Genomic DNA, 25,865 nt, shown 5'->3' with positions numbered 1-25,865 from the left:
GAGGACCTCGAAGTGCACTCCACCACCTCCCACACGCGCAGAAGCCGCCGGACCATCGCCGCCGCGGCCGGCAGCGCCGTCCTCGCCCTGCTCGCCACCGCCTGCACCGGCAGCAGCGACGGCGCCGGCAGCGACGACTCGGCCGGCGGCAAGGACGTCACCATCACCTTCTGGCACGGTTGGAGCCAGGAGTCCGAGGTGAAGGCGATCAACGACAACATCGCCGCCTTCGAGAAGACCCACCCCAACATCAAGGTCAAGGCCGTCGGCAACATCGCCGACGACAAGGTCAACCAGGCGCTGCGGGCCGGCGGCGACGACGCCCCCGACGTGGTCTCCTCCTTCACCACCAACAACGTCGGCATGTTCTGTTCCACCAAGGCCTTCGTCGACCTCAAGCCGCTGCTCGCCAAGTCCGGCATCGACCCCGCCAAGACCTTCCCGGCCGCGATGCTCGACTACACGCAGTTCCAGGGCAACCAGTGCTCGCTGCCGCTGCTCGGCGACGCCTTCGGCCTGTACTACAACAAGAAGGCCTTCGCCGCCGCCGGCATCACCAACCCGCCGAAGACCTTCAGCGAGTTCGCCGACGTCGCCAAGCGGCTCACCCTCGCCGAGGGCGACGGCTACAAGCAGCTCGGCTTCATGCCGCTCTACCACGGCTACGAGTCGACCACCGAGCACTACCTCGGCCAGTTCGGCCCGACCTACTTCGACGGCTCCGGCAAGTCCACCATCACCACCGACCCCAAGGTCGCCGCGATGCTGAACTGGCAGAAGGGCCTGGTCGACCAGCTCGGCGGCTACGACAAGCTGGACAAGTTCCGCTCCACCTTCGGCGAGGAGTTCAGCGCCAAGAACCCCTTCCACACCGGCCAGGTCGCGATGGCCATCGACGGCGAGTGGCGCACCGCCTCGCTCGCCGCCGACAAGCCGGACTTCGAGTGGGCCACCGCGCCGTTCCCGGTGCCGGACGACCAGCAGGACACCTACGGCCGCGGCTACCAGACCGGCACCATCGTCGGCATCGCCAGCACCAGCAAGAAGCAGGCCGCCGCCTGGGAGTTCGTCAAGTTCCTGACCACCGACACCGACGCGGTCGTCTCCTTCGCCAACGCGATCCACAACGTGCCGAGCACCCTCGCCGCGCTGGAGTCGCCGAAGCTGGTCGCCGACGAGAACTTCAAGACCTTCGTGAACATCGCGAAGCACAAGAACTCCGGCACCACGCCGGCGGTCGTCAACGGCGGCGGCTACCTCGTCTCCCTGCAGAACCTCGGCTACGACTACGAGTCCGGCAAGCAGACCGATCTCCAGGCCGGCCTCGCCGCCACCGCCAAGGAGATCGACGCCGCCATCGCCCAGGCCAAGTAGCGTCCGGCCCCCGCGCGTCCGGCCCGTCCACGGAGCTCCCATGTCACTCGCGTCCGCCACCCGCAAGGGGGCCGGAGCGACCGCGCCGGCGGCGCCTCCCGTGCAGCAGCAGCTGCGCCGGAAGCGCCGCCGGGCGGCGGCCCGCAACCTGGCCTTCCTCTCCCCCTGGCTGATCGGCTTCAGCGTCTTCTTCCTGTACCCGCTGATCTCGACGATCTACTTCTCGTTCACCAAGTACAACGGCTTCGGCTCGCCCGTCTTCAGCGGCCTGAAGAACTGGGACTACGTCTTCAACGACCTCCCGGCGTTCTGGCAGGGCCTGCGCAACACCTTGTGGCTGGTCGTCATCATGGTGAGCCTGCGGGTGGCGTTCGGCCTCGGCATCGGGATGCTGATCACCAAGATCAAGAGCGGCGTGGGCTTCTTCCGCACCGCCTTCTACCTGCCGTACCTCGCCCCGCCGGTGGCCGCGACCGTCGCCTTCGCCTTCCTGCTCAACCCCGGCACCGGCCCGGTCAACCACTTCCTCGGCGAGATCGGGCTGCCGCAGCCCGGCTGGTTCGCCGACCCGGACTGGTCCAAGCCCGCGCTCACCCTGCTCGCCATGTGGGGCGTCGGCGACCTGATGGTCATCTTCATGGCGTCCCTGCTGGACGTCCCGAAGGAGCAGTACGAGGCCGCCGAACTCGACGGGGCCGGCCCGTTCCAGCGGTTCCGGTACGTCACCCTGCCGAACATCTCGCCGATCATCATGTTCGCGGTGGTCACCGGGGTCATCCAGACCATGCAGTACTACACGCAGGCCATCGTCGCCGCGAAGGTCGCCAGCGGCAACGCCGCCGGCTCCGGCCAGCAGTTCGAGCCCGGCTACCCGTCCGGCTCCACCTGGACCCTGCCGCAGATGGTCTACAACCTCGGCTTCCAGCGCTTCAACTACGGTGCGGCGTGCGTCGTCGCCCTGGTGCTGTTCGTCATCTCGATGGCCGTCACCTCGGTGCTGCTGCGCCGCAAGTCCGGCTTCATGGCCAGCGACGACTAGCGGCCCAGTGAGGACACGATCATGACTCTCAGCCCGACCCTCCCCGCCGAGGCCCCCGGCCGGGGCACCGCCCGCGGACCCGTCACCGCCGCCGCCCGCACCGCCCGCCGCCGGGCGCTGCTCAACTGGGTGGCCGTCCACTCGCTGGCCGTCGCCGCCGGCCTGTTCTTCCTGCTGCCGTTCGTCTTCGCCTTCCTGACCTCGGTGATGTCGGACAGCCAGGCGCTCACCACCGACTACTGGCCCACGTCCTGGAACTGGGGCAACTACAGCAAGGTCTGGAACACCCCCGGCTTCCTCACCTGGTGGCGCAACACCCTGCTGTACGCGGGCCTCGGCACCGTGCTGACCATCGTCTCCAGCCTGCCGGTCGCCTACGCGCTCGCCAAGTTCCGCTTCCGCGGCCGCAACCTGGCGCTGATGGCGGTCATCGCGATGATGATGCTGCCGCCGCAGGTCACCATCATCCCGATGTACCTGTTCTGGGCGAAGCAGCTGGGCCTGGGCGGCTCGCTCTGGCCGCTGATCATCCCGATGGCCTTCGGCGACGCCTTCTCGATCTTCCTGCTGCGGCAGTTCCTGATGACCATCCCCAAGGAGTACATCGAGGCGGCCCGGATCGACGGCTGCGGCGACCTGCGCACCCTGCTGCGGGTGGTGCTGCCGATGGCCAAGCCGGCCATCGCCGCCGTCGCGCTGTTCCAGTTCTTCTACTGCTGGAACGACTACTTCGGCCCGCAGATCTACGCCAGCAGCAACCACGACGCCTGGACCCTCTCCTACGGTCTGGAGTCCTTCAAGGGCGCCCACCACACCAACTGGAACCTCACCATGGCCGCCACCCTCCTCGTGATGGCCCCGGTGATCGTCCTCTTCTTCTTCGCACAGAAGGCCTTCATCGAAGGCGTGACACTGACAGGGGTCAAGGGCTGATGTCCGCACTCAAGCTGGCCATCGTTGGCGGCGGTTCGACGTACACCCCGGAGCTGATCGACGGCTTCGCCCGGCTGCGCGACACCCTCCCGATCGGCGAACTCGTCCTGGTCGACCCGGCCGCCGACCGGCTGGAGCTGATCGGCGGGCTGGCCCGGCGGATCTTCGCCAAGCAGGGCCACGGCGCCGTCGTCACCACGACCACCGACGTCGCCGCGGGCGTCGCCGACGCCGACGCCGTGCTGCTGCAGCTGCGGGTCGGCGGGCAGGCGGCCCGCAACCAGGACGAGACCTGGCCGCTGGAGTGCGGCTGCGTCGGGCAGGAGACCACCGGCGCCGGCGGCCTCGCCAAGGCGCTGCGCACCGTCCCGGTGGTGCTCGACATCGCCGAGACGGTCCGGCGCGCCAACCCCGACGCCTGGATCGTCGACTTCACCAACCCGGTCGGCATCGTCACCCGCGCCCTGCAGAACGCCGGCCACAAGGCCGTCGGCCTGTGCAACGTCGCCATCGGCTTCCAGCGGCGCTTCGCCAAGCACCTGGGCGTCGACCCGGAGCTGGTCCGCCTCGACCACGTCGGCCTCAACCACCTCACCTGGGAGCGCGGGGTCACCCTGCTCGACGCCCCCGGCGCGGCCGGCGGCCGCGAGGTGCTGCCCGAGCTGCTCTCCGGCTTCGGCAAGGAGATCGCCGAGGACCTGCACCTGCCCCAGCGGGTGATCGAGCGGCTCGGCGTCGTGCCCTCCTACTACCTGCGGTACTTCTACCAGCACGACCTGGTCGTGGAGGAGCTGAAGTCCAAGGGCTCGCGGGCCGCCGAGGTCGCCGAGATCGAGCGGCAGCTGCTGGAGATGTACGCCGACCCGGCCCTCGACACCAAGCCGGAGCTGCTCGCCAAGCGCGGCGGCGCGTTCTACTCCGAGGCCGCGGTGCAGCTCATCGCGGCGCTGCTCGGCACCGGCGGCGGCACTTCGGTGCAGGTGGTCAACACCCGCAACGACGGCGTGCTGCCGTTCCTGCCGGACGACGCCGTGATCGAGGTGCCGGCCGAGGTCGACGCGGCGGGCGTGCGCCCGCTGCCGCAGCGCCCGCTGGAACCGCTGTACGCCGGCCTCGTCGCCGCCGTCACCGCGTACGAGCACCTCGCCCTGGACGCCGCCCTGCGCGGCGGCCGCGACCGGGTCTTCGACGCCCTGCTCGCCCACCCGCTGGTCGGTCAGATCGAACTCGCCGACCAGCTGACGGACCGGCTGCTCGCCCACAACCGCGAGCACCTCGCCTGGGCCTGACCCGCCCGGCCTCCGCCCCGTCCCGTCCCCGCCCGGGCAGCGCCCGGCCCCCGGTCCCCGGCCCGCACTCCGTGGGGGAGTGCGGGCCGGGTCGCGGGCGGACCGCGCACCCCCGGGTGCGGGCACCGGGCGGAGACACGCCACCCCCGGTCGGGAAAGACCCCCGGCCGGGCCACGTACGACGAGCCGCGGGAATCCCAATGACCCACCACCCCGAACCGCACCTGCCCGGCGTCCTCGCCATCGACGCCGGCAACTCCAAGACCGATGTCGCCCTGATCGGCACCGACGGCTCCGTCCTCGGCTCCGCCCGGGGCGGCGGCTTCCACCCGGCGAAGACCGGTGCCGCGGCCGCCGTCGCCGAGCTCGCCCCGCTGGTCGAGGAGGCCGCGGCGGCGGCCGGGGCCGCCGGCTGGACCGGCCCGCTGACCGCCCACGTCAGCGCCTGCCTCGCCAACGCCGACCTGCCGGTCGAGGAGGAGGCGCTGCGCGTCGCCCTGGAGTCCCACCCGTGGGGCGCCGGCAACACCGTCGTCAACGACACCTTCGGCCTGCTGCGGGCCGGCACCGACGGTCCGTGCGGCGTCGCCGTGGTCTGCGGCGCCGGCATCAACTGCGTCGGCCTGCTGCCCGACGGCCGCACCGCCCGCTTCCCCGCCCTCGGCGAGCTCACCGGCGACTGGGGCGGCGGCTGGGGCCTGGCCGTCAACAGCATGTGGCACGCCGTCCGGGCGGAGGACGGGCGCGGCGGGTCGACCGGCCTGGCCGCCGCCATCGCCGAGCACTTCGGCCTTCCCACCACCATCGCCGTCGCCGAGGCCGTCCACCTCGGGCACCTGCCGTCCGTCCGGCTGCACGAGATCGTCCGGGTGCTCTTCGCCGTCGCCGAGGCCGGGGACGCCACCGCCCGGTCGCTGATCGACCGGCAGGCCGACGAGATCACCCGGCTCGCCGTCGTCGCCCTGCGGCGCCTGGAGCTGCTGGACACGCCCACCCCGCTGGTGCTCGGCGGCGGGGTGCTCGCCTCCCGGCAGCCGCTGCTGCTCGACAACCTGACGGCCCGGCTGGCCGCCGAGGCCCCGCTCGCCGAGCCGCGGATCGTGGTCGCCCCGCCGGTCCTCGGCGCGGCGCTGCTCGGACTGGACCGGCTCCAGGCCGGGCCGGAGGCCCAGGAGCGGGTCCGCAAGGCCTACGACCCGGCGCACCCGGTCGCCGCGTAGCGCCTCCCCGTCCCCGCCCCCGCCCGGTCCGCACACCCGGCGGGGGCGGTCGCCCGGAACCGGGTCCGCGAATTCCGGAACCGGTTCCGCGGATTCCGCGTCCAGGTGGATGTCTCGTCCGGCCCTGTTCCTGGGAGACTCGCCCCATGACCGCGCCCCGCCGCCTCCTCCTCGCCGTGCTGCTCTGTTGCGCCGCCACCACCGGTCTCGCCGCCTGCACCCCGATCGACGAGGACCCGACGCCGGCGATGGCCGCGGAGGACATCGGGGACGCCGAGGATCCCGGTGACGCCGAGGACCCCCCGGACTTCGCCGACCCCGCCGATCCCTCGGACCCCGCCGACCCGTCGGACCCCGCGGAGTTCACGGACGACGGACTCCTCCGGGCCGCCCCCGACCTCTTCTCCCCCGCCCCTTGCGCCACCCCGGCCGGCCGCCGGGTGGTCCGGGTCCTCGACGTCACCGACGGCCGCCTGACCCTCCGCCCCGCCTGCTCCCCCGACGCCGACCCCGCCACCCACGCGCTGGCCGCCCACGCCACCGCCACCCTCGTCGACCTCCCGCACGACGAGCCCGCCAAGGAGGTCCAACTCCCCGTCCTCCTGGACCACCTGGACACCTGCCTGGCCGCCGGCGAGCCCGAGCCCCCGTACGCCTGCTACGGCAACGCCTACGACGTCGTCCTGGACGCCCGCGGCCGGATCACCCGCATCCGGGAGCTGCAGCAGCCGTGACCGCCCCGCCCGGCGGGGGGCGGCGGGGGGCTCCCGACCCGGCGGACTTGACCTCAACCGCGGTTGAGGTTGTCGGATGGGGTCCGGCGGTGATCACCGCCGAGGAATGCCGACGGGGAGAGGTGCTGGTCATGGCGGACGGGCTGCTGGTGGCGGGGGACGTGCCGGTGGAGGTGCGGGAGGCGGTGGCCGGGGTGGTCGCGGCGCTGGAGGACGCCTTCAACCGCAAGGACGCGGAGGCGCTCGGCGCGCAGTTCGGCGAGCGGGCGTCGTGGACCAACGCGGCCGGCACCCGGCTGGACGGACGGGCGGCGATCACCGCGTTCAGCGGGCCGGCGATGCGGGAGTTCCTCAAGGACGCGTACGCCCGCTACGAGGTGGTGAAGCTGCTGGCGATCACGGACGGCGTGGTCGCGGTCAACGTGGCCCAGACGCCCACCGACGCCGAGGGCCGACCGGTGGAGGGCCCGCACGGCCGGGCGCTCTACGTGGTCGCCCGGCAGGCGGACGGGTGGAGGATCGTGGCCGGTCAGAACAACGCGGTCGATGCCCAGTCCGCAGCGTAGGTCCTGACCGGTCCCAGACCGGGGGCCGCCTCCTGATCCCGTGATCGTGCCGGGGAGGCGGCCCCCTTCTTCCGTCGTCGGGGAGGCGCCGTCAGGAGGCGTCGTCCCGGGCGGGGCGGACGGCGATCGCGTCGATCTCGACGAGCATCCCCGGCAGCGCCAGCGTGGCCACCCCGCTGAGCGTCTGGGTCGGCAGCCGGTCGCCGAAGGCGGCGCGCACGGCGCCGTTGAGGATCTCCAGCTTCGCCGGGTCGTGGTCCTTGACGAACGAGCCGAGCCGGACGACGTTCTCGAAGCCGAGGCCGACGCCGGCCAGCGCCCGGCGGAGGTTGGCGAGGGAGAGCTCGACCTGGGCGGCGAAGTCCTCCACCGCGACCTGGCCGGTCGCGTCGGAGGCGTACTGCCCGGCGAGGTAGACCGTCTGACCGGGGGCGGTGACGGCGTGGCTGTAGCCGAACGGCGTGGGGTCGTGCAGGTCGGGCGGGTTGGTGATGGTGCGGTTGTCGGTCACGGGGTGGTTCCCTTCCGGTGCGGTGTCCGCTGTCCGGCCGGGACAACGCCCGACGGGCCGCGATCGTCCGCTCCATGACGGAATGTCACCCATTGGCACCCAGGCGGGCGGCGAGCGCGGGCGGCAGCGGGTACGGGCGCTCCGGGGGCAGCAGCCGCTGCGCCTGGGCGGCACGGCCCCCCTGGAGCAGATCGGAGATCCGCCGCACCTGCGGGGTGAGGTCGGTGATCCCGGTGATCCACTCCTCGGCGAAGGTCCTGATCAGGGTGCGGCCCACCCCGACCTGGATGCTGTAGTGGTTGAGCGCGGCACCGCGCGGCGAGCGCTCCGGGTCCCACTGGACGTGCACCTCGGCGCGGGCGAGCGCGGCGGGGTCGGCGGTGGTCAGGACGGCCCGCCCCAGCGCCTCCTCCCAGCCCGCCCGGGTGATCCGGACGGCGAGGACGCGCTCCTGGCCGGGCTTGCGGGCCCAGTTGCTGCGGTGCATCAGCCAGCGGAACGAGGGCTTGATCCACGTCATCCGCCCGAAGGAGAACGGCGGCACGAACCGCCCGGCGGCGAGGGCCGCCTCGGCCACGGCGGGGGCGTACGCCTGGTAGACGACGACGGTGTCGGCGTCGAAGTCGGCCCGGATCCCGTACAGCTGCTGCATGGCACCGGACTCTGCCAGCGCGCCGCCGCCCCGGGCGAACGGTTTTCCCGTGCGCCCCGGCCCACCTGCGGTTCTCCGCCCCACCCGGCCCCGGGCCGAGCGGCCCCGGCACCGGTTCGGTGCGGACCGGTGCGCGGCTGCCCCCCGGTCGCTACCATCGCTCTCGCCGCGGCCGCCTGTCAGCGGGTGGCCTGGACATTCTGGGGGGCCCATGTCCGAGCTGCTCACCGACATCACCGCGATCGCCCCGTACTTCACGGTCGCCGCGACCGCCTTCGGAACCCAGCTGGCGGAGGAGGCCGCACAGCGCGTCGCCACCGGGACGGCGGACGCGGGCGAGGGCTTCTTCCGCCGCCTCTTCGGCCGGCGCTCCGGCGAGGTGGCCGAGGTGCTGGACCGTCACGACCTGCCCGAGGAGCGGGTGGACGGCCTGTTGGCCGGCCTCGGCGAGGAGGACCGCGCCCGGCTGGCCGCCGCGCTGCTGGCCTGGCTGCGCGGGCCGGCGGCGGACGGGCTCCGTGCGGAGCGGCTGGTGGAGACGGTCCGGAAGCAGGTCGTCATCAACTCGTCCGGCGAGCGGGCGTTCAACGCCGGCCACATCGAGAACTCCACGTTCAACTTCGGGAACTAGCGATGGGCCCCGAGCACCCGGGTCCGGATCGGCCCGCCCACATCAACTCGTCCGGCGGGCAGGCGTTCAACGCCGCCCGCATCGACCGCTCCACCTTCACCTTCCTCAGGAACGTCGACCCGCGCTCGCTCGTGGCACTGCTGCCGCTGCTGGTGGCCCTCGGCATCGCCGGGTACGCCGCCCTGTCCTGGCCCGGGGGCCCGCAGAACCAGTACCCGCTGTTCTACGCCGCCCTCGCGGCCGGCTTCCTGGTGTCGGTCCGGTGCGCCGCGGCCGGATCGACGGGGGCCTCGCGCACCTGGTCGAAGGCGGGTCTGCTGCTCCTGGCGGTCTCGCTGGGCTCCTCCCTGCTCGGCCTGGCCGGCCTGGAGAACGTCCGGCGCAACGGCGAGATCACGGTGGAGATCTCCGTCCGGGGCGCCGGGCCGCTCACCGGCTCCGGGAAGCAGACCCTCGTGATGCCCGCACCGGGCCCCGGGAAGGCCCGTGACCGGCTCCGGCTCGCGCTGACCCTCGCGGACGACGACCCGGCGTCACCCACCTGCGTCCACAAGACGACCGCGACGCTCACCGCGCTCACGCCGGGGGTCGCCCCGGGCGTCCAGCGGGTGCCCGCGCAGTCCGTGGTGGAGTTCGACCTCGGCGGACAGCGCGGCGAGGTGCTGGTCGAGCTCTCGGTGCAGACCCGGCAGAACTGCGTGCTGCGGGTGGCGAAGGCCGACGGGACGCTCTTCAACGACTGATCAGGATCCATGGGGGGACGCACATGACGGACGCGCGACGACGGACACCGGCGCTCAGAGCCGCCACCACGGCGGTTCTCCTCGCCCTCGCCGCCGGGGGGTGCGGGAGCGATCCGGAGCCGTCGATCTTCGCCGACAAGAGGAAGGTCCGGATCGGGGCGAAGAGCGACCAGCCCGGCACCAGCCGCGAGCGGCACGCCGGCGACTTCGACGGACTGGACATCGCGGTGGCCCGGGAGCTGCTGGACCGGGTCGGGGCGGAACCCCCGATCTTCAACGGCATCATCTCCAAGAACCGCGCCCCCGCCCTGCGGGACGGGGACGTCGACCTCGTGGTGGCGACCTTCTCGATCACCGCCCAGCGGATGCTCCCGGTCAAGGAGGGCGGGGACGGGCTCGACTTCGTCGGCCCCTACGCGTCCACCCAGCAGGGCATGCTGGTACGGGCCGCCGACCTGGAGCACTACCGCACCCTGGACGACCTCAACGGCCGGCTGGTGTGCGTCTGGAAGGGCACCACCTCGGCCGCCGAGCTGCGCAAGCCCTCCTACGCGGCGATCCGGCTGCGGGAGGAGGAGGACGCGGGCTACTGCGTCAACGCGCTCAAGGCCGGGGAGGTCGACGCCGTCTCCACCGACCAGCTGATCCTCTACGGCTTCATGGAGGCCGAACGGACGCTGGCGGTCGTGCCGGGGATCGCCTTCGGGGCGACCAACGACTACGGCGTCGCCCTCGCGAAGGGCCACCGCAAGGACTGCGAGCTGCTGCGGGAGGCGCTGAAGAAGTACGTGGTGAGCAACGAGTGGGACCGCGACGTCCAGAACAACCTGCCGCAACTGCCCCTGGAGCGGCGCAACGAGGCCCGGCCCACCGAGATCGAGATCGACGACGCGTCCTGCCGCGACCACCCGGCCAACGCGGCCGTGAAGTGACGGGCCGACCGGGCGGGAGCGGGGCGCCGGACCGGCCGGCCTCCCGCTCCCGCCCGGGTGGCGGGGGTCAGCCCAGGCGGCCCTCCCGGGCGAGGGCGCCAAGCCAGTGGGCGGAGGGCTTCGGCGTGCGCGCGAAGGTCCGCGGGTCGACCGCGACCAGGCCGAAGGTCGGCCGGTAGGAGCCCCACTCGTAGTTGTCGAGCAGGCTCCAGTGCAGGTAGCCGCGCACGTCGACGCCGTCGCGCAGGGCCCCGGCGAGGCCGTCCAGCGCCTCCGCGGTGTAGGCGATCCGCTCGGTGTCGTCGGCGGTGGCGATGCCGTTCTCGGTGACCAGCAGCGGCACGTCCGGGCCGACCAGCGCGGCCGTCCGGCGGACCGCGTCCCCGAGCGCCCGCGGGTAGTACTCCCAGCCCTTGATCGTGGTGCGGACGCCCTCGGCGACCGGGACCGGGCCGTCGACGCCGACCGGGGTGCGGGTGTAGGCCTGCACGCCGATCCAGTCGTCGCCGCGGGCGGCCTCGACGAAGACGTCCTCGCGCCGCCGGGCCACGGCCGCGGCGACGGCCTCGGCACCGGGCTCCACCGGGTGGAGGCCGAGGGCGGCGACCGTCCAGCCGACCAGCAGCCGGGGGTCGGCCCCGCGCAGCGCCGCGCCCGCGGCGCGGTGGGCCCGCACCAGCGCCTCGGTGATCTCCTCGGCGGGGTCGACCCGGTCGGGGTCCACGCCGGCCGGGCCGTCGGCGAGCAGCCCCATGAGGGTGTGCATCCGGGCGAGGACGTTCGGCTCGTTGACGGTCGCCACGTACCGGACGCCGTCGAGCACCTCGGCGGCGGTGGCGGCGTACTGCGCGAACAGCTCGGCGGCGTCCGGGGCGAGCCAGCCGCCCGCCTCGGCGAACCACTGCGGCACGGTGAAGTGGTGGAGCGTCACCACCGGGGTGAGGCCGCGGGCCAGCGCGCCCTCCACCATCGCCCGGTAGTGGGCCAGCGCGGCCCGCGAGTAGCGGCCGCGCACCGGCTCGATCCGGGCCCACTCGATGCTGAACCGGTAGGCGTTGAAGCCCAGTGCGGCGAGCAGGTCCATGTCCTCGGGCCAGCGGTGGAAGCTGTCGCAGGCGTCGCCGCTGGGCTCGGGCAGGAAGCCGCCGGGGCGGTGTTCGAGGGCCCACCAGTCGCTGGTGGTGTTGTTGCCCTCGATCTGGTGGGCGGCGGTGGAGGCGCCGAACAGGAAGCCCTCCGGCAGCGCGTCCCCGCCGGTCATGCCGTCACCTCGCGCGGGGCGGTCGGGTGGCCGGCCCGGAAGAGCGGGTCCTCCGTGTCGAAGGGCACGTCCTCGCGGGAGGCCTCGACGGCGGCGTCCGAGCGCGGCAGGTCGAACGGCAGCGTGCCGGTCATCGGGGCGCGACCGAACACCGCGTCCAGCACGACCTCGTCGGCGGCGCCGAACTCGCCGACCAGCAGGGCCGCACGGGGCGCCAGCGGGGTCAGCACGGCGGGGCGTTCGAGCAGCGCGACGACGGCGGTGGGCACGGTGTCGGCCAGCGCGGCGATCCGGGCGGCCTCCTCCGGCTCGAACTCCAGGGTGCCGGTGTGGAAGTGCTGCTCCAGCAGCCCCTCGCGCCGCTCGTACGGCGTGGCGAGGCGGACGACCGCGACATCGGCGTCCTCGGGGCGCTCGACGACCGTCCCGTAGCGGGCCGCCACCTCGGCGTCCACGCCCTCGACGTAGATCCGCCCGCCGGTCAGCGGCTCGCCGGCGAGGCGGACCAGCGAGGCGGCCTGGACCCTGCGGCCGAGCGCGCGGCCGGCCGGGGCGCCGACCAGCGCGGCGGCGGCCTCGACGTCCACGTACGGGTCGTCGAACAGGCCGAGCCGGAACTTGTCGCGCAGGATGCGGCGGACGGACTCGTCGAGGCGGGCCTCGGTGACGGCGCCGGAGCGGACCACGCCGAGGATCAGCTCGGGGTCGGTCTCGCCGCCGAGCTGGTCGGCGCCCGCGTGCAGGGTCATCGCGACCTGCTCGGGCACCGACAGCTCCTCGACGCCCCAGTGCCGCGGCGGCAGGCTGACGACGCCGGGGATCTCCATGCCGGTGATGGCGTTGAAGTCGGTGCACACCACGCCGTCGAAGCCGTACCTGCCGCGCAGCAGGCCGGTGATGACGTCATGGTTGAAGTTGGCGCCGACCTCGCCGAGTCCGGAGCCGGCCGGGATCGCGTAGGCGGGCATGATCTGCGCGGTGCCGGCCTCGAAGGCGGCCTCGAAGGGGCGCAGGTGCTGTGCGAGGGCGCCGCCCGGGTAGGCCAGGCTCCGGCCGGCCGCGAAGTGCGAGTCCTCGCCCTTGTGCTGCGGGCCGCCGCCGGGGAAGTGCTTGGTCATGCAGGCGACGCTGTCCGGCCCGATCCGCTCGCCCTGGAGGCCGCGGATGTAGGCGGCGATGATCCGGGAGACCCGCTCGGGGTCCTCGCCGAAGGTGCCGCTGATCCGGGCCCAGCGCGGCTCGGTGGCGAGGTCGGCCATCGGGTGGATGGCCACCCGGATGCCGACGGCGCGCAGCTCGCGGCCGATCAGTGCGGTGTACTCCTCGACCAGCTCCGGGTCGTCGGTGGCGCCGAGGCCGATCGGCTCGGGGCCGACCGAGAAGCCGCCGCCGGCGAAGGCGGTGGCGGGGTTGGTGGTGAAGCCGTGCCGGGGGTCGGAGGCGAGGGTGACCGGGATCCCGAGGCGGCCCGCGGCGGCGAGGTCCTGGACGTGGTTGTTCCACTCGGCCATCGCGCGGGCGTCGGGGACCATCGTCATGCCGAAGGAGGTGAGGCCGCGCTCGGTGATCAGGTGGTCGCCGGACGGGAAGGGGCCCGTGCTTCCGGCGATCATCCGGCCGACGAACATCTGCGCGGCCTTCTCCTCCAGGGTCATCCGGGAGAGGAGGTCCTCGACGCGCTCCTCGACGGGCAGCCGCGGGTCCTCGTAGGGCTCCATGGTGCCGTTGTGGTTGAGGTCGCGGAACGGCGTGCCGTCGGTGTGGTGGAGCAGGGCCGTCATGCCGTCACCCCGGCGGCGGACGTGGCGGCGGCCTTGGCGCGGAAGGCCTCGACGGTCGCGGCGTCCACGCCGCAGTGGGCGAGCAGGCCCTCGGTGCCGCCGTAGCGGGCGTCGACCAGCTCCAGGAAGGCGGCCATCGCGTCGGCCGGCGCCTCCAGCAGCGGCTGGGGGACGGTGAAGGTGCCCGCCGCGTAGTCGTTGAGGGCGGCGCGGTTGCGCTCGGCCAGGTTCGCCCAGATCTGCGGCAGCGCCTCCGTGGTGCGGTGGTAGTCGGCGACGATCTCCTCGGCGGGGACGCCGAGCAGGTCGAGCAGCAGGGCGGTCAGCCAGCCGGTGCGGTCCTTGCCGGCGGCGCAGTGCACCAGCACGCCGCCGGGGCGGGTGGCGGCCTCGACGGCGAGCTTGACCGCCTCCGGGGCGGACTCCGCCATCAGCAGGTAGAAGGCGCCGAGGTCGGCGTCGGTGGCCATCTCCTTCATGGCCGCCTCCAGTCGCGGGTCGGTGGGCTGGACGCGGGCGGCGACCACCTCGATGCCGGCGGCCCGGGACTGCGCCCAGTCGGTGTCCTCGGCCTCGACGTCGCCGCGCAGGTCGATGATCGTGCGGACGCCGGCGGCGTTCAGCTGCTCGACGATCGAGGCGTCGTCGGCCGGGTACGGCTGGGCGGAGCGGTGCAGCACGCCGGGGCGGATCCAGCGGCCCTCGGGGTCGGTGAGGGCGGCGGGGTCGCGGAAGTTGACCAGGGTCACGGCGGGGGCCTTTCGGTGCGGGAGAACGGTGGCGGGGGTGAGGCTGGAATCAGGAGGTCTAGACGTCTAGATGTCTACCTGGCGAGTGGGGCGCCAGGCAAGCGACGAGGGGATGAACTTCAGGACAACCGGGGACGGAAGGCGCCACCCGGCCCCGTAGGATCCGGCGCGTGGCAACGCACCGAACCGACACCCCGCTGTACCGCCGGCTGGCCCGGCAGCTCCAGGAGCGCATCGACGCCGGGACGTACCCGGCGGGCGCCCGGCTGCCCAGCGAGCCGGAGCTGAGCGCCGAGTTCGGCGTCAACCGGCTGACCGTCCGGCAGGCGGTGGCCGAGCTTGAGCGGGCCGCGGTGCTGGAGATCCGCCGGGGCGTGGGGACCTTCGTCCGCCCGCCGGCGGTGCGGGTGTCGATCGCGGTCGACCCGCGCAGCCAGCGGTTCGACCTCGGCAGCGTGCACACCGGGCTGCCGCTCGACGCGGACGCGCCCGAGGCCGCGCGGGACGGCGAGTTCGTGGTGGCCGCGCCACCGGTGACCGGCTCGGCCGAGGACCACGAGGCGGCCCGCCAGCTGGGACGCGCCCCCGAGGAGCTCTCCCGGGTGGACACGGTGATCCGGCTGGGCGGCCGCCCCCGGGTGGTGAGCAGCTACTGGGTGCCGTCCGGGCCGCTGCCGGCCGAGCTGCTGCGGCCGGGACGCCCAGGCAACATGGTGCTCGACCTGGCCCGGGCGGCCGGGGTGGAGCTGGAGTACGACTGGCGGGCGTTCGGCGCGATCGGTGCGGACCTCGCCGACGCGGAGCTGCTCGGGGTGCCGCCGGGCACCGCCCTGCTGGTCCGCGAGGGCGTCAGCTGCACGCCGGACGGCGCGCCCGCGCTGTACCTGCGGCGGCGGATCGACGGCAGCAGCGCGCGGTTCGTGCTGCACTACCGCGAGCCGGGCGGCGGGTCGGGCCCGGCCCGGTAGGCGCTCACCGGGCGGCTCCCGCGGGCTCCGCCGGGGCCGCGGCGCCGGGCTTCGCGGCGCCCGACGGGGCGGGGTCGAACGCCGCGAGCAGCGCCCGGAACGCCTCCACCCACTCCTCCAGCGAGCGCATCTCGTTGCCGTCGACGACCTGCCGCCGGGTCATGCCCGCCATCAGCGCCGCGAACGCCTGCGGCCGCAGGTCGACCAAGGGGTCGACCCCCAGCCGCTCGGCCGCGATCGCCGCCATCCGCTGCGACAGGGTGTCGGTCAGGACCAGCGCGAAGTCGCGCACGCTGCGGATCTCGATGAACCCGCGCCGCAGCGCCCGGCGCCGCACGGTGTGCTCGGCCGGCTCCTCCAGCAGCCCGTCGACGGAGCCGCCGGCGTGCCGGAACGCGGCCCAGAGCTCCAGCTCGGCGGGTGCGGCGGCGAAGGCGTCCAGGAAGGCGGTGCCGAAGTCCATGCCGAAGAGCAGCGCCTCCTTGCAGTCGTAGTAGCGGAAGAAGGTGCGGTGGGCGACGTCGGCCCGGCGGCAGATCTGGTCCACCGTGGTGCCCTCGAAGCCCTGTTCCTCGAAGAGGTCGAGCCCCGCCGTACGGATGGCCTGCCTGGTGCGCGCCCGCTTGCGGTCGCGCAGCCCGGGCTCCGCCACGGTGTCCGTCCCCTGCCCCTGCATACCTGCTCGCCCCTCGTCAACTGCTGTGCCGCGCGCGGCCGTAGTCGTACCGAATCACGCCTGGCGCGGCCCGCTCAAGCCGCGCGCCAAGTCGTCGTCAGTTCGTCATGCAAAGTTTGCACAAGTGCCAATTGGCAGTTGTGCCACTTCCAAAGGCTGTGGACCGGCGGCCACCGGTCAGGCTGCGCCCGCCGGTCTTCCCCCCTCCCCCGAAGCCCCCCGAACCCTCCGAGGAATCATGAAGCGGCACACGCTCGTCCTGGCGTCCACGGTCTGCACGGCGGCCCTCGCCCTCACCGCCTCCGCCTGCTCCGCGTCCGACGACACGGTCTCCGGCGGCTCGACCGCCGCGGGCTCCGCGCCGAAGGACGACGGCCCCGCCGTCGACGGCGGCACCCTGAGAATCGGCCTGGACCGCCCCTTCGCCAAGCTCGACCCGGCCGAGACCAGCCTCACCTCGATGCCGCTGATGATCCTGGCCAACGCGCTCTACGACCCGCTGATGGTCAACGGCGACAACGGCGCCGTGCAGCCCTACCTGGCCAAGGCCTTCACCCCGAACGCCGACGCCACCGCCTGGACGCTGGAGCTGCGCGAGGGCGTCACCTTCAGCGACGGCAAGCCGCTCGACGCGCAGGCCGTGGTCGACCACGTCACCCGGCTCGCCAAGCCCGAGGCCAAGTGCGGCTGCGCCGCCGACGCCGCCACCATCGGCGCGATGGCGGTCAACTCCCCGACCTCCGTCGGCTTCACCCTGAAGTCCCCGAACGCCGCCTTCCCCGGCCTGTTCACCCGCTCCCTCGGCTACGTCTCCGAGGCCCCGGCCGCCGCCGACGCCCCCGCCGTCGGCTCCGGCCCCTACACGCTGGAGAGCGTGCAGCCGGGCGTCTCCGCCACCCTCGTGCGCAACCCCTCCTACTGGGGCGCCAAGGGCCACGCCGACAAGCTCGTCTACAAGGTGCTGCCGGACACCGACAGCCGCTACCAGTCGCTGCGCTCCGGCGACGCCGACCTCGTCTGGACCGAGACCCCCGCCCAGCTCAAGCAGGCCGCCGGCGACGGCCTGCGGGTGGCCACCGGCCCCGGCTCCACCTCGACCGTGCTGTTCAACACCAAGGCCGCGCCCTTCGACGACCCGCGGGTGCGCAAGGCGCTGCAGTACGCGGTGGACCGCTCGGCCGTCGAGAAGGTCGTCTACCTCGACCAGGGCAAGGTCTCGGACGGCCCGATCGCCTCCACCTCCCCCTACCGCGCCGCCGGTGACGCCTCCTACCCCGCGCACGACCCGGCCAAGGCGCGCGCCCTGCTCGCCGAGGCGGGCCACCCCGACCTCTCCTTCGAGTACCTCGTCGACAGCCGCCCCGAGGGCCAGCAGCGGGCCACCGTGCTCCAGCAGATGTTCGCCGAGGCCGGCGTGAAGATGACCATCAAGCCGCTGGACCCGGCGGGCCTGGGCACCGCGATGTTCCAGCGCAAGTTCCAGGTGATGGACTTCGTCACCAGCATGTTCGGCGACACCGACACCGCCCTGGCCAGCCTCTACGCACCCGACGCCCCCTACAACTTCACCGGCTGGAACAGCCCGAAGGCCGGCCAGGCGATCGCCGCCGGGCGCGGCACCGTCGACCCGGCCCAGCGCGCCCGCTCCTACCAGGAGGCCGCGCAGGAGGTCGTGGACGACGCCCCGATGATCTTCCTGACCGAGAACCAGGTCGGATTCCTGGCCTCCGCCAAGACCGGCGGCCTGCCGGACGTCTCCCGGCGGACCGTCGTCAACGTCTCCCCCGCCGCGCTGTGGGTGAAGAAGTGACGCCCACCGCCCTGCGCACCGCAGGACGCGCCGCCGGACGGCTCGGACGGGCCGCCGCGGTGCTCCTGCTGGTCACCGTCGCGGCGCTCTCCCTGCCGCACCTGATGCCCGGCTCCCCCGCGCTCGCCGCGCTCGGCCCCACCGCCACGCCGGAGCAGGTCGCCGCCTACGAGGCCAAGCTCGGCCTGGACGAGAACGTGCTCGCCGCCACCTGGCGCTGGCTCGGCGACGCCCTGCACGGCGACCTCGGCCACTCGCTCTCCACCGGCGTCCCGATCACCACCGAGCTCGCCGACCGGATCCCGGTCACCCTCGAACTCTTCGTCGCCGCCCAGGTGGTGGCCCTCGGCCTGGCCCTGCCGATCGCCCTCTGGTCGGCCTGGCGGCCGGACGGCGCCGTCGACCGGATCGCCACCGCCGGCGCGTTCGTCTGGCTCGCCGTGCCCGGCTTCGTCCTCGGCCTGCTGCTGATCTGGATCACCGCCGTCCAACTGCGGATCCTGCCGGCCACCGGCTGGACCCCGTTCACCGAGGACCCGCTGGAGAACCTGCGCCACCTGGTGCTGCCCGCACTCACCCTCGGCCTCACCGAGGCCGCCGTCTTCACCCGCACCCTGCGCGGCCAGCTGATCGACACCCTCGACCAGACCTACATCGCCGCCGCCCGCAGCCGCGGCATGGGCACCGCGCGGCTGCTGCTGCGCCGGACGCTGCGGCCCTCCTCGCTGCCGCTGGTCACCCTGGTCGGCATCGGCATCGGCACCTCGCTCGGCGGCTCGGTGCTGGTCGAGTCGCTGTTCGCGGTGCCCGGCGTCGGCACCCTGGTCTCCGGGGCGATCAACGGCCGCGACTTCCCGGTGGTGCAGGGGGTGGTGGTGGTCAGCGCCGTCGCCGTGGTGGCGGCCACCTTCGCCGTGGACCTGCTGTACCGCACGATCGACCCGAGGATCGCCGATGAGCGCCGCTGAGACCGTCCCCGCCGCCACCGCCGCCCCGCGCAAGCCGGCGGCGCGCCGCCGCCCGTCCGTCGGGATGCTGGCCGCCGGCGCCTGGCTGGCCGTCGTCGCGCTCGCCGCCCTGCTGCTCCCGCTGCTGCCCGGCTTCGACCCGCTGCACGGCGACTTCGCCCACCCCGCCGCCGCCCCCGGCCCCGGCCACTGGCTGGGCACCGACGCCGCCGGACGCGACGTCCTGCAGCGGACCGTGGCCGGCGCCCGCGCCTCCTTCACCGTCGCCGGGCTGACCATCGCCGTCGGCCTGCTCGGCGGCGGGGCGCTCGGCGTGGCGGCCGGCTGGTTCCGCGGGCCGGTGGACAAGGTGATCGGCTTCGCCGCCGACCTGCTGATGTCCGTGCCCACCCTGATCCTGGTGATGATCGCGGTTTCGCTGCGCGGCCCGAGTCTGACCCTGATCGGCACGCTGATCGGCCTGTTCACCGTGCCGCACTTCACCCGGGTGGTGCGCGCCGTCGTGCTGTCGCTCAGCGAGCGCGGCTTCGTCCAGGCCGCCCGGATGATCGGCACCGCGCCGCTGCGCATCCTGCTCCGCGAGGTGGTCCCGCACGTCGCGCCGATCGCGCTCACCTTCGCGTTCACCGCCACCACCGTGTCCATCGTCGCCGAGGGCTCGCTCAGCTTCCTCGGCTTCGGGCTCCGCCCGCCGGAGCCGTCCTGGGGCGGCATCATCGCCGAGGGCCGGACCACGCTCGGCAGCGCCCCGTGGATCTCGCTCGCCCCGGCGGCGGTGCTCTGCCTGACCGTCCTCGCCCTCAACTACCTGGGCGACAAGCTCCGTTCGAAGGGAGGGCGAGGATGACCACCCCGGTTCTCGAAGTCCGCTCGCTCGACACCACCCTGCACACCCCCGACGGCCGGGCGCTGCACGTGCTGCACGGCATCGACCTCGCCATCGGCGCGGGCGAGTGCCTCGGCGTCGTCGGCGAGTCCGGCTCCGGCAAGTCGGTGCTGGCCCGCACCGTGCTCGGCGTCCACCCGCGCACCACCCGGGCCACCGCCACCGGCGAGGTGCTGCTGAACGGCGAGGACCTGCTCACCGCCGCCCCCGCCCGACGCGCCGAGCTGCTCGGCACCGGCGTCTCGATGGTCCACCAGGACCCGATGACCTCGCTCAACCCGGTCGTCCGGATCGCCGACCAGGTCACCGAGGCGCTCACCAACCGGCGCCGGATCCCCCGCCGCGAGCGGCTGCGCACCGCCGCCGAACTGCTCGCCGCCGTCGACGTCCCCGACCCGGCCCGGCGCGCCCGTGCCTACCCCCACGAGCTGTCCGGCGGCCTGCGCCAGCGCGTCGGCATCGCCGCCGCGCTGGCCGGCTCCCCCGCCCTGCTGCTCGCCGACGAGCCCACCACCGCGCTGGACGTCACCGTCCAGCGCACCGTGCTGGACCTGCTCGACCGGCACCGCGAGACCCGGGGCCTGGCCACCCTGCTGATCACCCACGACATCGGCCTGCTCTACGGCCGCGCCCGGCGGATCGCCGTCATGTACGGCGGACGGATCGTCGAGACCGGCCCCACCGAGGCCGTCACCGGGACCCCCGCCCACCCGTACACCGCCGCGCTGCTGCGCTCGGTGCCGCGGGTCACCGGACCGCTGCGCCGCACCCTGCCCGCCGTGGCCGGCTCGCCGCCGGACCTCTCCCGGCCGCAGCCCGGCTGCCCGTTCGCACCGCGCTGCGAGCGCGCCGAGGCGATCTGCTCGACGGACGCCCCGCCGCTCCACCGGGCCGGGCCCGGGCACACGGCCGCCTGCCACTTCCCGCTCACGCCGTCGGCCGCGCTGCCGGCGAAGGCCGAGGAGACCCTCGCATGACCCCCGCTCCTGCTCCTGCTCCCGTTCCCGGTCCTGCTCCCGTTCCCTCCGAGGAGAACGCCCCTGTCGTGCTGCGGGCCACCGGGCTGTCCGTGGTCCACCGCACCCGCTCCGGCCCGCTGCACGCCGTCAGCGGTGTCGACGTGGAGCTGCGCGAGCGCCGCACCCTCGCCCTGGTCGGCGAGTCCGGCTCCGGCAAGAGCAGCATCGCCAAGGCCCTGCTGCGACTGCCTCCGCCCACCACCGGCACCGTCACCCTGGACGGCACCGACCTCGCCGGGCTCAGCCCGCGCGCGCTGCGGGCGCTGCGCCCCCGGATGCAGATGGTCTTCCAGGACCCGGTCTCCTCGCTCAACCCGCGCCGCGCCGTGCGCGACCTCGTCGCCGAGCCGCTGGACGCCCACCCGGACCCGTCGGTCGACCGCGCGGCGGTGGTCGAGCAGCAGCTGGAGGCCGTCGGCCTGCCGGTCGCGCTGTTCGGCGACCGCCGCCCCGCCCAGCTCTCCGGCGGCCAGGCCCAGCGGGTCGCCATCGCCCGTGCGCTGGCCGCCGAACCGCGGGTGCTGATCGCCGACGAGGCCGTCTCGGCCCTCGACGTCTCCGCCCAGGCCACCGTGCTCAACCTGCTGCGCCGGCTCACCGAGGAACGCGGCCTGGCGAGCCTGTTCATCTCGCACGACCTCGGCGTGGTCCGCGCCGTCAGCGACGACGTCGCGGTGCTCCACCTCGGCCGGCTCTGCGAGCAGGGCCCCACCGAGGAGGTGCTCGCCGCACCCGCCCACCCCTACACCGCCGCCCTGCTCGCCGCCGTCCCCGAGCCCGGCCGCCCGCTCGGCGACAGCGGCCTGCTCCCCGCCGACCCGCCGTCCCCGCTCGACCCGCCGTCCGGCTGCCGGTTCCGCACCCGCTGCCCGTTCGCCGACGAGCAGTGCGCCGACGAGGTGCCCGCGCTGCGCGAGGTGACGCCCGGGCGGACCGTCGCCTGCCACCGGCCGCTGACCTCGTAGGCGGCGCCGACGCGGCGGGACGGTGGGTCCACCGACCGGGTAGCATGCGCGGCCTGAGCAGCCGACAGCCCGGCCGACGCCGGAGCGCGCCGCCGGGAGCACCTCGGCTGACCAGCGAGGACAGCCGATCGGCCGACCGGCGGGCACGCCGGCCGGCCGGACCACACCGACGGACCGGGGCGGGACACGACGACATGACGGTGGCCAACGGAAGCGGCGCACCCGACATCCCCGGTGAGCTCGCCCACCACTGCCTGGACCTGCTCACCGACGTCTCCCGAACCGGCCGCCTGCTGCGCCGCGCCGAACTGGAGCGGCTGCGCGAGCTGGGCGAGCGCGGCGCCGAGGCCGGCCACGGCCTGCGCGAACTCGTCGGCTCCTGCCTCGGCGCCACCCGCGCCACCTGGCAGCACCTCCCCGGCCTCGGCTCCGCCACCGCCGCCGAGCTGCGGCGCACCGGCGACGCCCTGCTCGCCGCCATCCAGGCCGCCCTCGGCGCCCTCGGCGAGGGCCACGAGCGCGCCCAGCGGATGGCCGTGCGCCAGGAGGAGGCCAACCGGCGCGAGCTGGTCAACGACCTGCTGCACGGCCGCTCCGACTTCGGCCGGCTCGCCGAGCGCGCCGAGCGGTTCGGCCTGCGGCTGGCCGCCGGGTACACCGTCGCGGTCGCCATCGCCGCCGAGCCCTACCTGGAGGGCGCGCCCGCCGCGCACCGGGTGCTGCGCGAGCTGACCGGCCGCTACGACGACCGCACCCTGCTGCTGGCCGTCCGCGACGGGCGGCTGGTCTGCATCGCCTCCGACGGCGAGCAGGCCGTCCTCACCGCCTTCACCGAGCTGGCCCTGCGGCCCGGCGCCGGGTACCTGCCCGCGCAGCGGGTGGCGACCGGCCGCCGGCACGCCGGCACCGGCGGCATCGTCCGCAGCTACGAGGAGGCGCTCGGCACGCTGGAGTACGCCCAGCGGCTGGAACTGCCCGCGCGGCGGCTGCGTGCCGAGGAGCTGCTGGTCTTCCCGGTGCTGATGCGGGACCGGGCCGCGATGGCCGACCTGGTGCGCACCGTGCTCGGCCCGCTCACCGCGGCGCGCGGCGGCGCCCGCCCGCTGCTGGAGACCATCACCGTCCAGGCGGAGGCCGGGTACGTGAACGCCGAGACCGCCCGGCGGCTCGGCCTGAGCGTGCGCGCGCTCGGCTACCGGCTGGAGCGCATCCGCAACCTGACCGGGTACGACCCGGCGGACGCGCTGCACCGCTACACCCTGGAGACCGCCGTGATGGGCGCGCGGCTGCTCGACTGGCCGGAGCAGCCGCTCCCGTCCTGACGGTTTCATAGCGCGACCGTGCCATATTGAACGTTTCAGCGGGCCGGGCGTTGCTTGCGGTTTCCGGATATTTTCAGGTGTCAAAACACCGTCAAGATTGCCGGATCCTGGCAGTGTGCGGACGCTTTCCTCCTGACAGGATCACCACGGCGCCCGGGGGGTCCGGCGCCGGACGGAAAGTCAGGGGGCGCGGTCGGATGCGGGGGGAGTTCAAGGCCGCACCGGGCTTTCCGACCCTGGTGGTGACCGCCGAGTACTGGCTGCTGGCCCTGCTCAGCGGGCTCGGAGCCGACGTCGCGCCCGGGGGGCGCGGCGCCGGCCGCACCGGCGCCACCCGGAGCGGGGGGTGCGGCGCCGATCCCCACGTCGACGCCGCCTCCGGGGAACTGCCCGACGACCTGCCCGGGGACCTGCTCGCTTCCGAACCCTTCCCCCTGGTCGGCCGGGTCTGCACCGTCCTCCCGGGCGGCGCCACCACCGTCTCCGGCTGGGCCGAGACCACCACCGACGACGGCTCTCCCGCCCTCCTCGCCGTCCGCACCCCGCCCGGCGACCCCGCCGTCCCGGCCGGCCTCACCGCCCTCCTCCACGCCCACGACCCGGCCACCGACACCTTCCTCATCACCCCCCTCGACTTCGGCACCCTCTTCAGCTGAGGGTCGTTGGCTGGGGGTCGTTGGCTGGGGGTCGTTGGCTGAGGATCGTTCGGCCGACAAACGGACCATCGGACGTATCCGGATCACGCCGGTCCGGCACCGGCGCGGCGGTGGGTCCGGGAGACCGTCCTGGCGACAGCTGCTGCACCTGCGCACCGCCCCCGAGATCGAGCACGCGCTGCGGACCGCCTTCGACCGGCCGGGCACGCCGGTCGGCGATGTCCTCCCGGAGCGGGACGACATCGGGGCCCGACTTCCCGCCGGTCTCCCCCGGCTTCCTTGACGGCGCCATCCGGCCCTCCGCGGCATCCGATGCGACCCGGAGCCCGGTCCGGCCCGCACATCCGGGGACGGCGCCGGGGTCCGGATCGTCCTGCTGCTCGTCGGGCCCTGAGCGGCTCCGCGCCGCCGCGCAGCCGCGGCCTCAGCGGCGGGCGGCGGCGAGGAGGGCGGGGACGGTGGGGAGTTTGACGCGCGGGCGGCCGGTGGCCTCGCCGCGGGCGCGTTCGGCGCGGTCGATGGCGCGCAGCTGGCGCAGGCCGAGGGCGTCCGGGCGGCGGGTGCGGACCAGGCGGTCGAAGGACCTGCGGTCGCCGGACGGGACGGGCAGGGCGCCCGCGACGGCGTCGTCCAGGAGGGCGTGGACGGTCTCCTCGGCACAGGCGCGGTTGGCGCCGATGCCGCCGGAGGGGCCGCGCTTGGCCCAGCCGACCAGGTAGGTGCCGGGCAACGGCCGGCCGGTGGCCGGGTCGAGGACGCGGCCACCGGTGTGCGGGACGGCCCCGGCGGTGTCGTCGAAGGGCAGCCCCGGGACGGGGACGCCGCAGTGGCCGATGGAGCGGACGACCAGGGCGGTGCGCAGCAGTTCGCCGGAGCCGGGGCGGTCGCCCGGGTCGGCGAGGTCGCAGGTGTCGGCGAGGTCGCCCGTGCCGACCAGGCGGATCGCCTCCACCCGGCCGTCGCCGAGGAGTTCGGCGGGCGCGGCGTGGAAGCGCAGCACGATCCGCCGACCGGGCCCGGGCGGGGCGGTGCCGTCCAGGCGCTCCAGCGGCAGGCCGGCGAGCAGTGCCGCGGTCGACCCCGCGGGGGCCGCCGCCAGGGCGTCGCGGACCTCCGGGTGGTCGTCCACCACGACGTCGACGCCCGGGAGCCGGGTGAGGGCGAGGAACTCGGGCACGGTCCAGGCCGCGTGCCCGGGCCCGCGACGGGCGACCAGGACGACCTCCCGCACCGGGCTGCGGCGCAGCGCGGCGAGCGCGTGGTCGGCGATGTCGGTGGCGGCGAGCCGGTCGGGGTCGGTGAGCAGGATCCGCGCGACGTCGACCGCGACGTTGCCGTTGCCGATCACCACGGCCCGCCCGGCGCCCGGGCCCGTCCCGGCGTCCAGGGCGACCGCGTCGGCCGGCACCGTCGGTTCGGCGTTGTACCAGCGGACGAAGGTGGTGGCGGGCAGGCTGCCGGGCAGGTCCTCGCCGGGCACGCCGAGCCGGCGGTCGGCGGCGGCCCCGACCGCGTACACCACCGCGTGGTGGTGGGCGGCGAGTTCGGCGTGGCCGAGGTCGGTGCCGACCTCGACGTTGAGGTGGAGCCGCAGCCGCGGGTCGCGGAAGACGGAGGCGAAGCTCTCGGCGATCCGCTTGGTCGACTGGTGGTCCGGGGCGACCCCGTGCCGCAGCAGCCCGCCCGCCATCGGCAGCCGGTCGATCATGGTGACCTCGGCGCCGGTGGAGCGCAGCAGCGCCTGCGCGGTGTAGCTCGCCGACGGCCCGGTGCCGACGACGGCGACCCGCAGCGGGCCGGGTCCGAGGTCGAGGCCGGCGGGCAGGCTGCGGGGGAAGACGGGCGCGCCCCAGGCGTGGTCGGCGGGGTGGTCGCGGAACCAGTCGCGGTTGAGCTCGCCGTAGACCGCGTCGGGCCCCGTCAGCCGGTCGACCGGGAAGACGGCGTCGACCGGGCAGGCGTCCGCGCAGGCGCCGCAGTCGATGCAGGCGGCCGGGTCGATGTAGAGCATGTCGGTGCGGCCGAAGTCCGGCTCGTCCGGGGTGGGGTGGATGCAGTTGACGGGGCAGACGGACACGCACGAGGCGTCGTTGCAGCAGGTGCGGGTGATCGCGTAGGCCATGGCGGGGGTGGGGTCCTCGCTGCGTGGGGTCCGGGGGGACCGGGGCGGGCGGCGGTTC

Annotated in this window: 25 protein-coding genes; 18 read left to right on the top strand and 7 right to left on the bottom strand. The window is 74.5% G+C overall.

From position 1 onward, the window contains the following. Positions 1-12: 12 nt before the first annotated feature. The 7 genes from ACFVFS_RS15335 to ACFVFS_RS15305 all read left to right on the top strand — a co-directional run bounded on the left by ACFVFS_RS15335 (position 13) and on the right by ACFVFS_RS15305 (position 7,155). On the top strand, positions 13-1,374 hold the full coding sequence (locus tag ACFVFS_RS15335; protein WP_380624187.1) for an ABC transporter substrate-binding protein: 1,362 nt from the start codon (positions 13-15) through the stop codon (positions 1,372-1,374). Between the two features lie 40 nt (positions 1,375-1,414). Further along, positions 1,415-2,413 (top strand): carbohydrate ABC transporter permease, encoded by a 999-nt coding sequence (locus ACFVFS_RS15330; RefSeq protein WP_380624185.1) that lies wholly within the window; start codon positions 1,415-1,417, stop codon positions 2,411-2,413. A 21-nt stretch (positions 2,414-2,434) separates the two neighbouring features. Further along, positions 2,435-3,346, top strand: a complete 912-nt coding sequence (locus ACFVFS_RS15325; RefSeq protein ID WP_380624183.1) for a carbohydrate ABC transporter permease — start codon at positions 2,435-2,437, stop codon at positions 3,344-3,346. Further along, entirely contained in the window at positions 3,346-4,635 is a 1,290-nt protein-coding gene (locus ACFVFS_RS15320) for a 6-phospho-beta-glucosidase (protein ID WP_380624181.1), read from the top strand. The genes ACFVFS_RS15325 and ACFVFS_RS15320 overlap by 1 nt, the downstream gene beginning before the upstream one ends. 200 nt (positions 4,636-4,835) lie before the next feature. Next, complete coding sequence (locus tag ACFVFS_RS15315) at positions 4,836-5,855, top strand: N-acetylglucosamine kinase (protein ID WP_380624179.1); 1,020 nt, start codon at positions 4,836-4,838, stop codon at positions 5,853-5,855. Between the two features lie 146 nt (positions 5,856-6,001). Then, positions 6,002-6,589 carry a hypothetical protein gene (locus ACFVFS_RS15310; RefSeq protein ID WP_380624177.1) on the top strand — a complete coding sequence of 196 codons (588 nt, stop codon included), beginning with the start codon at positions 6,002-6,004 and terminating at the stop codon, positions 6,587-6,589. A 131-nt stretch (positions 6,590-6,720) separates the two neighbouring features. After that, a complete protein-coding gene (locus ACFVFS_RS15305) occupies positions 6,721-7,155 on the top strand; it encodes an SgcJ/EcaC family oxidoreductase (RefSeq protein WP_380624175.1) in 435 nt (144 codons plus the stop codon). A gap of 91 nt (positions 7,156-7,246) precedes the next feature. Here ACFVFS_RS15305 and ACFVFS_RS15300 read toward each other — a convergent pair whose 3' ends face one another. Both ACFVFS_RS15300 and ACFVFS_RS15295 read right to left on the bottom strand, forming a co-directional pair. Further along, positions 7,247-7,666: a RidA family protein gene (locus ACFVFS_RS15300; protein ID WP_380624173.1), complete on the bottom strand. Its 420-nt coding sequence runs from the start codon at positions 7,664-7,666 to the stop codon at positions 7,247-7,249. 85 nt (positions 7,667-7,751) lie between these two features. Continuing rightward, the gene (locus ACFVFS_RS15295) at positions 7,752-8,318 is read right to left on the bottom strand and encodes a DUF4291 domain-containing protein (RefSeq protein WP_380624171.1); all 567 of its coding nucleotides are present in this window, start codon (positions 8,316-8,318) and stop codon (positions 7,752-7,754) included. A 211-nt stretch (positions 8,319-8,529) separates the two neighbouring features. Between ACFVFS_RS15295 and ACFVFS_RS15290 the strand changes: the two genes are divergently transcribed. Genes ACFVFS_RS15290 through ACFVFS_RS15280 form a run of 3 tightly spaced genes read left to right on the top strand, consistent with a single transcriptional unit; the run spans position 8,530 to position 10,624 of the window. Continuing rightward, on the top strand, positions 8,530-8,949 hold the full coding sequence (locus tag ACFVFS_RS15290; protein WP_380624169.1) for a hypothetical protein: 420 nt from the start codon (positions 8,530-8,532) through the stop codon (positions 8,947-8,949). A gap of 2 nt (positions 8,950-8,951) precedes the next feature. Next, on the top strand, positions 8,952-9,692 hold the full coding sequence (locus tag ACFVFS_RS15285; RefSeq protein ID WP_380624167.1) for a hypothetical protein: 741 nt from the start codon (positions 8,952-8,954) through the stop codon (positions 9,690-9,692). 23 nt (positions 9,693-9,715) lie between these two features. Then, positions 9,716-10,624 carry a transporter substrate-binding domain-containing protein gene (locus tag ACFVFS_RS15280; RefSeq protein WP_380624165.1) on the top strand — a complete coding sequence of 303 codons (909 nt, stop codon included), beginning with the start codon at positions 9,716-9,718 and terminating at the stop codon, positions 10,622-10,624. 67 nt (positions 10,625-10,691) lie between these two features. On the opposite strand, the gene ACFVFS_RS15275 is transcribed toward ACFVFS_RS15280, so the two are convergent. Genes ACFVFS_RS15275 through ACFVFS_RS15265 form a run of 3 tightly spaced genes read right to left on the bottom strand, consistent with a single transcriptional unit; the run spans position 10,692 to position 14,415 of the window. Then, positions 10,692-11,885, bottom strand: a complete 1,194-nt coding sequence (locus ACFVFS_RS15275; protein ID WP_380624163.1) for a glycoside hydrolase family 1 protein — start codon at positions 11,883-11,885, stop codon at positions 10,692-10,694. Further along, entirely contained in the window at positions 11,882-13,666 is a 1,785-nt protein-coding gene (locus tag ACFVFS_RS15270; protein WP_380624161.1) for a glycoside hydrolase family 3 protein, read from the bottom strand. The genes ACFVFS_RS15275 and ACFVFS_RS15270 overlap by 4 nt, the downstream gene beginning before the upstream one ends. Next, positions 13,663-14,415, bottom strand: coding sequence for a tyrosine-protein phosphatase (locus tag ACFVFS_RS15265; RefSeq protein ID WP_380624159.1), 753 nt, complete (start codon positions 14,413-14,415; stop codon positions 13,663-13,665). The genes ACFVFS_RS15270 and ACFVFS_RS15265 overlap by 4 nt, the downstream gene beginning before the upstream one ends. Before the next feature lie 170 nt (positions 14,416-14,585). On the opposite strand from ACFVFS_RS15265, the gene ACFVFS_RS15260 reads away from it, so the two are divergent. Beyond that, positions 14,586-15,383, top strand: a complete 798-nt coding sequence (locus tag ACFVFS_RS15260; protein ID WP_380624157.1) for a GntR family transcriptional regulator — start codon at positions 14,586-14,588, stop codon at positions 15,381-15,383. A gap of 4 nt (positions 15,384-15,387) precedes the next feature. On the opposite strand, the gene ACFVFS_RS15255 is transcribed toward ACFVFS_RS15260, so the two are convergent. Beyond that, positions 15,388-16,059, bottom strand: coding sequence for a TetR family transcriptional regulator (locus ACFVFS_RS15255; protein ID WP_380624155.1), 672 nt, complete (start codon positions 16,057-16,059; stop codon positions 15,388-15,390). Positions 16,060-16,297: 238 nt separating this feature from the next. Between ACFVFS_RS15255 and ACFVFS_RS15250 the strand changes: the two genes are divergently transcribed. The 7 genes from ACFVFS_RS15250 (at position 16,298) to ACFVFS_RS15220 (ending at position 23,685) form a co-directional block, all read left to right on the top strand. Then, positions 16,298-17,869: an ABC transporter substrate-binding protein gene (locus ACFVFS_RS15250; RefSeq protein ID WP_380624153.1), complete on the top strand. Its 1,572-nt coding sequence runs from the start codon at positions 16,298-16,300 to the stop codon at positions 17,867-17,869. Further along, positions 17,866-18,837 carry an ABC transporter permease gene (locus tag ACFVFS_RS15245; protein WP_380624151.1) on the top strand — a complete coding sequence of 324 codons (972 nt, stop codon included), beginning with the start codon at positions 17,866-17,868 and terminating at the stop codon, positions 18,835-18,837. Before ACFVFS_RS15250 ends, ACFVFS_RS15245 begins: the two co-directional genes overlap by 4 nt. Further along, on the top strand, positions 18,824-19,684 hold the full coding sequence (locus ACFVFS_RS15240) for an ABC transporter permease (protein ID WP_380624149.1): 861 nt from the start codon (positions 18,824-18,826) through the stop codon (positions 19,682-19,684). The genes ACFVFS_RS15245 and ACFVFS_RS15240 overlap by 14 nt, the downstream gene beginning before the upstream one ends. Beyond that, a complete protein-coding gene (locus ACFVFS_RS15235) occupies positions 19,681-20,700 on the top strand; it encodes an ABC transporter ATP-binding protein (RefSeq protein WP_380624147.1) in 1,020 nt (339 codons plus the stop codon). The genes ACFVFS_RS15240 and ACFVFS_RS15235 overlap by 4 nt, the downstream gene beginning before the upstream one ends. Further along, positions 20,697-21,707, top strand: a complete 1,011-nt coding sequence (locus ACFVFS_RS15230) for an ABC transporter ATP-binding protein (protein ID WP_380624145.1) — start codon at positions 20,697-20,699, stop codon at positions 21,705-21,707. Before ACFVFS_RS15235 ends, ACFVFS_RS15230 begins: the two co-directional genes overlap by 4 nt. Before the next feature lie 194 nt (positions 21,708-21,901). Continuing rightward, on the top strand, positions 21,902-23,029 hold the full coding sequence (locus ACFVFS_RS15225; protein WP_380624143.1) for a PucR family transcriptional regulator: 1,128 nt from the start codon (positions 21,902-21,904) through the stop codon (positions 23,027-23,029). 197 nt (positions 23,030-23,226) lie between these two features. Next, the gene (locus ACFVFS_RS15220; protein WP_380624141.1) at positions 23,227-23,685 is read left to right on the top strand and encodes a hypothetical protein; all 459 of its coding nucleotides are present in this window, start codon (positions 23,227-23,229) and stop codon (positions 23,683-23,685) included. A gap of 424 nt (positions 23,686-24,109) precedes the next feature. On the opposite strand, the gene ACFVFS_RS15215 is transcribed toward ACFVFS_RS15220, so the two are convergent. Then, the gene (locus ACFVFS_RS15215; RefSeq protein ID WP_380624139.1) at positions 24,110-25,807 is read right to left on the bottom strand and encodes a 4Fe-4S binding protein; all 1,698 of its coding nucleotides are present in this window, start codon (positions 25,805-25,807) and stop codon (positions 24,110-24,112) included. Positions 25,808-25,865 lie beyond the last annotated feature (58 nt).

The sequence above is a fragment of the Kitasatospora sp. NPDC057692 genome, assembly GCF_042799475.1.
Taxonomy (GTDB): domain Bacteria; phylum Actinomycetota; class Actinomycetes; order Streptomycetales; family Streptomycetaceae; genus Kitasatospora.
The sequence above is the reverse complement of the archived record's forward strand: the minus strand, read 5'-3'. Positions and strand labels throughout refer to the sequence as shown.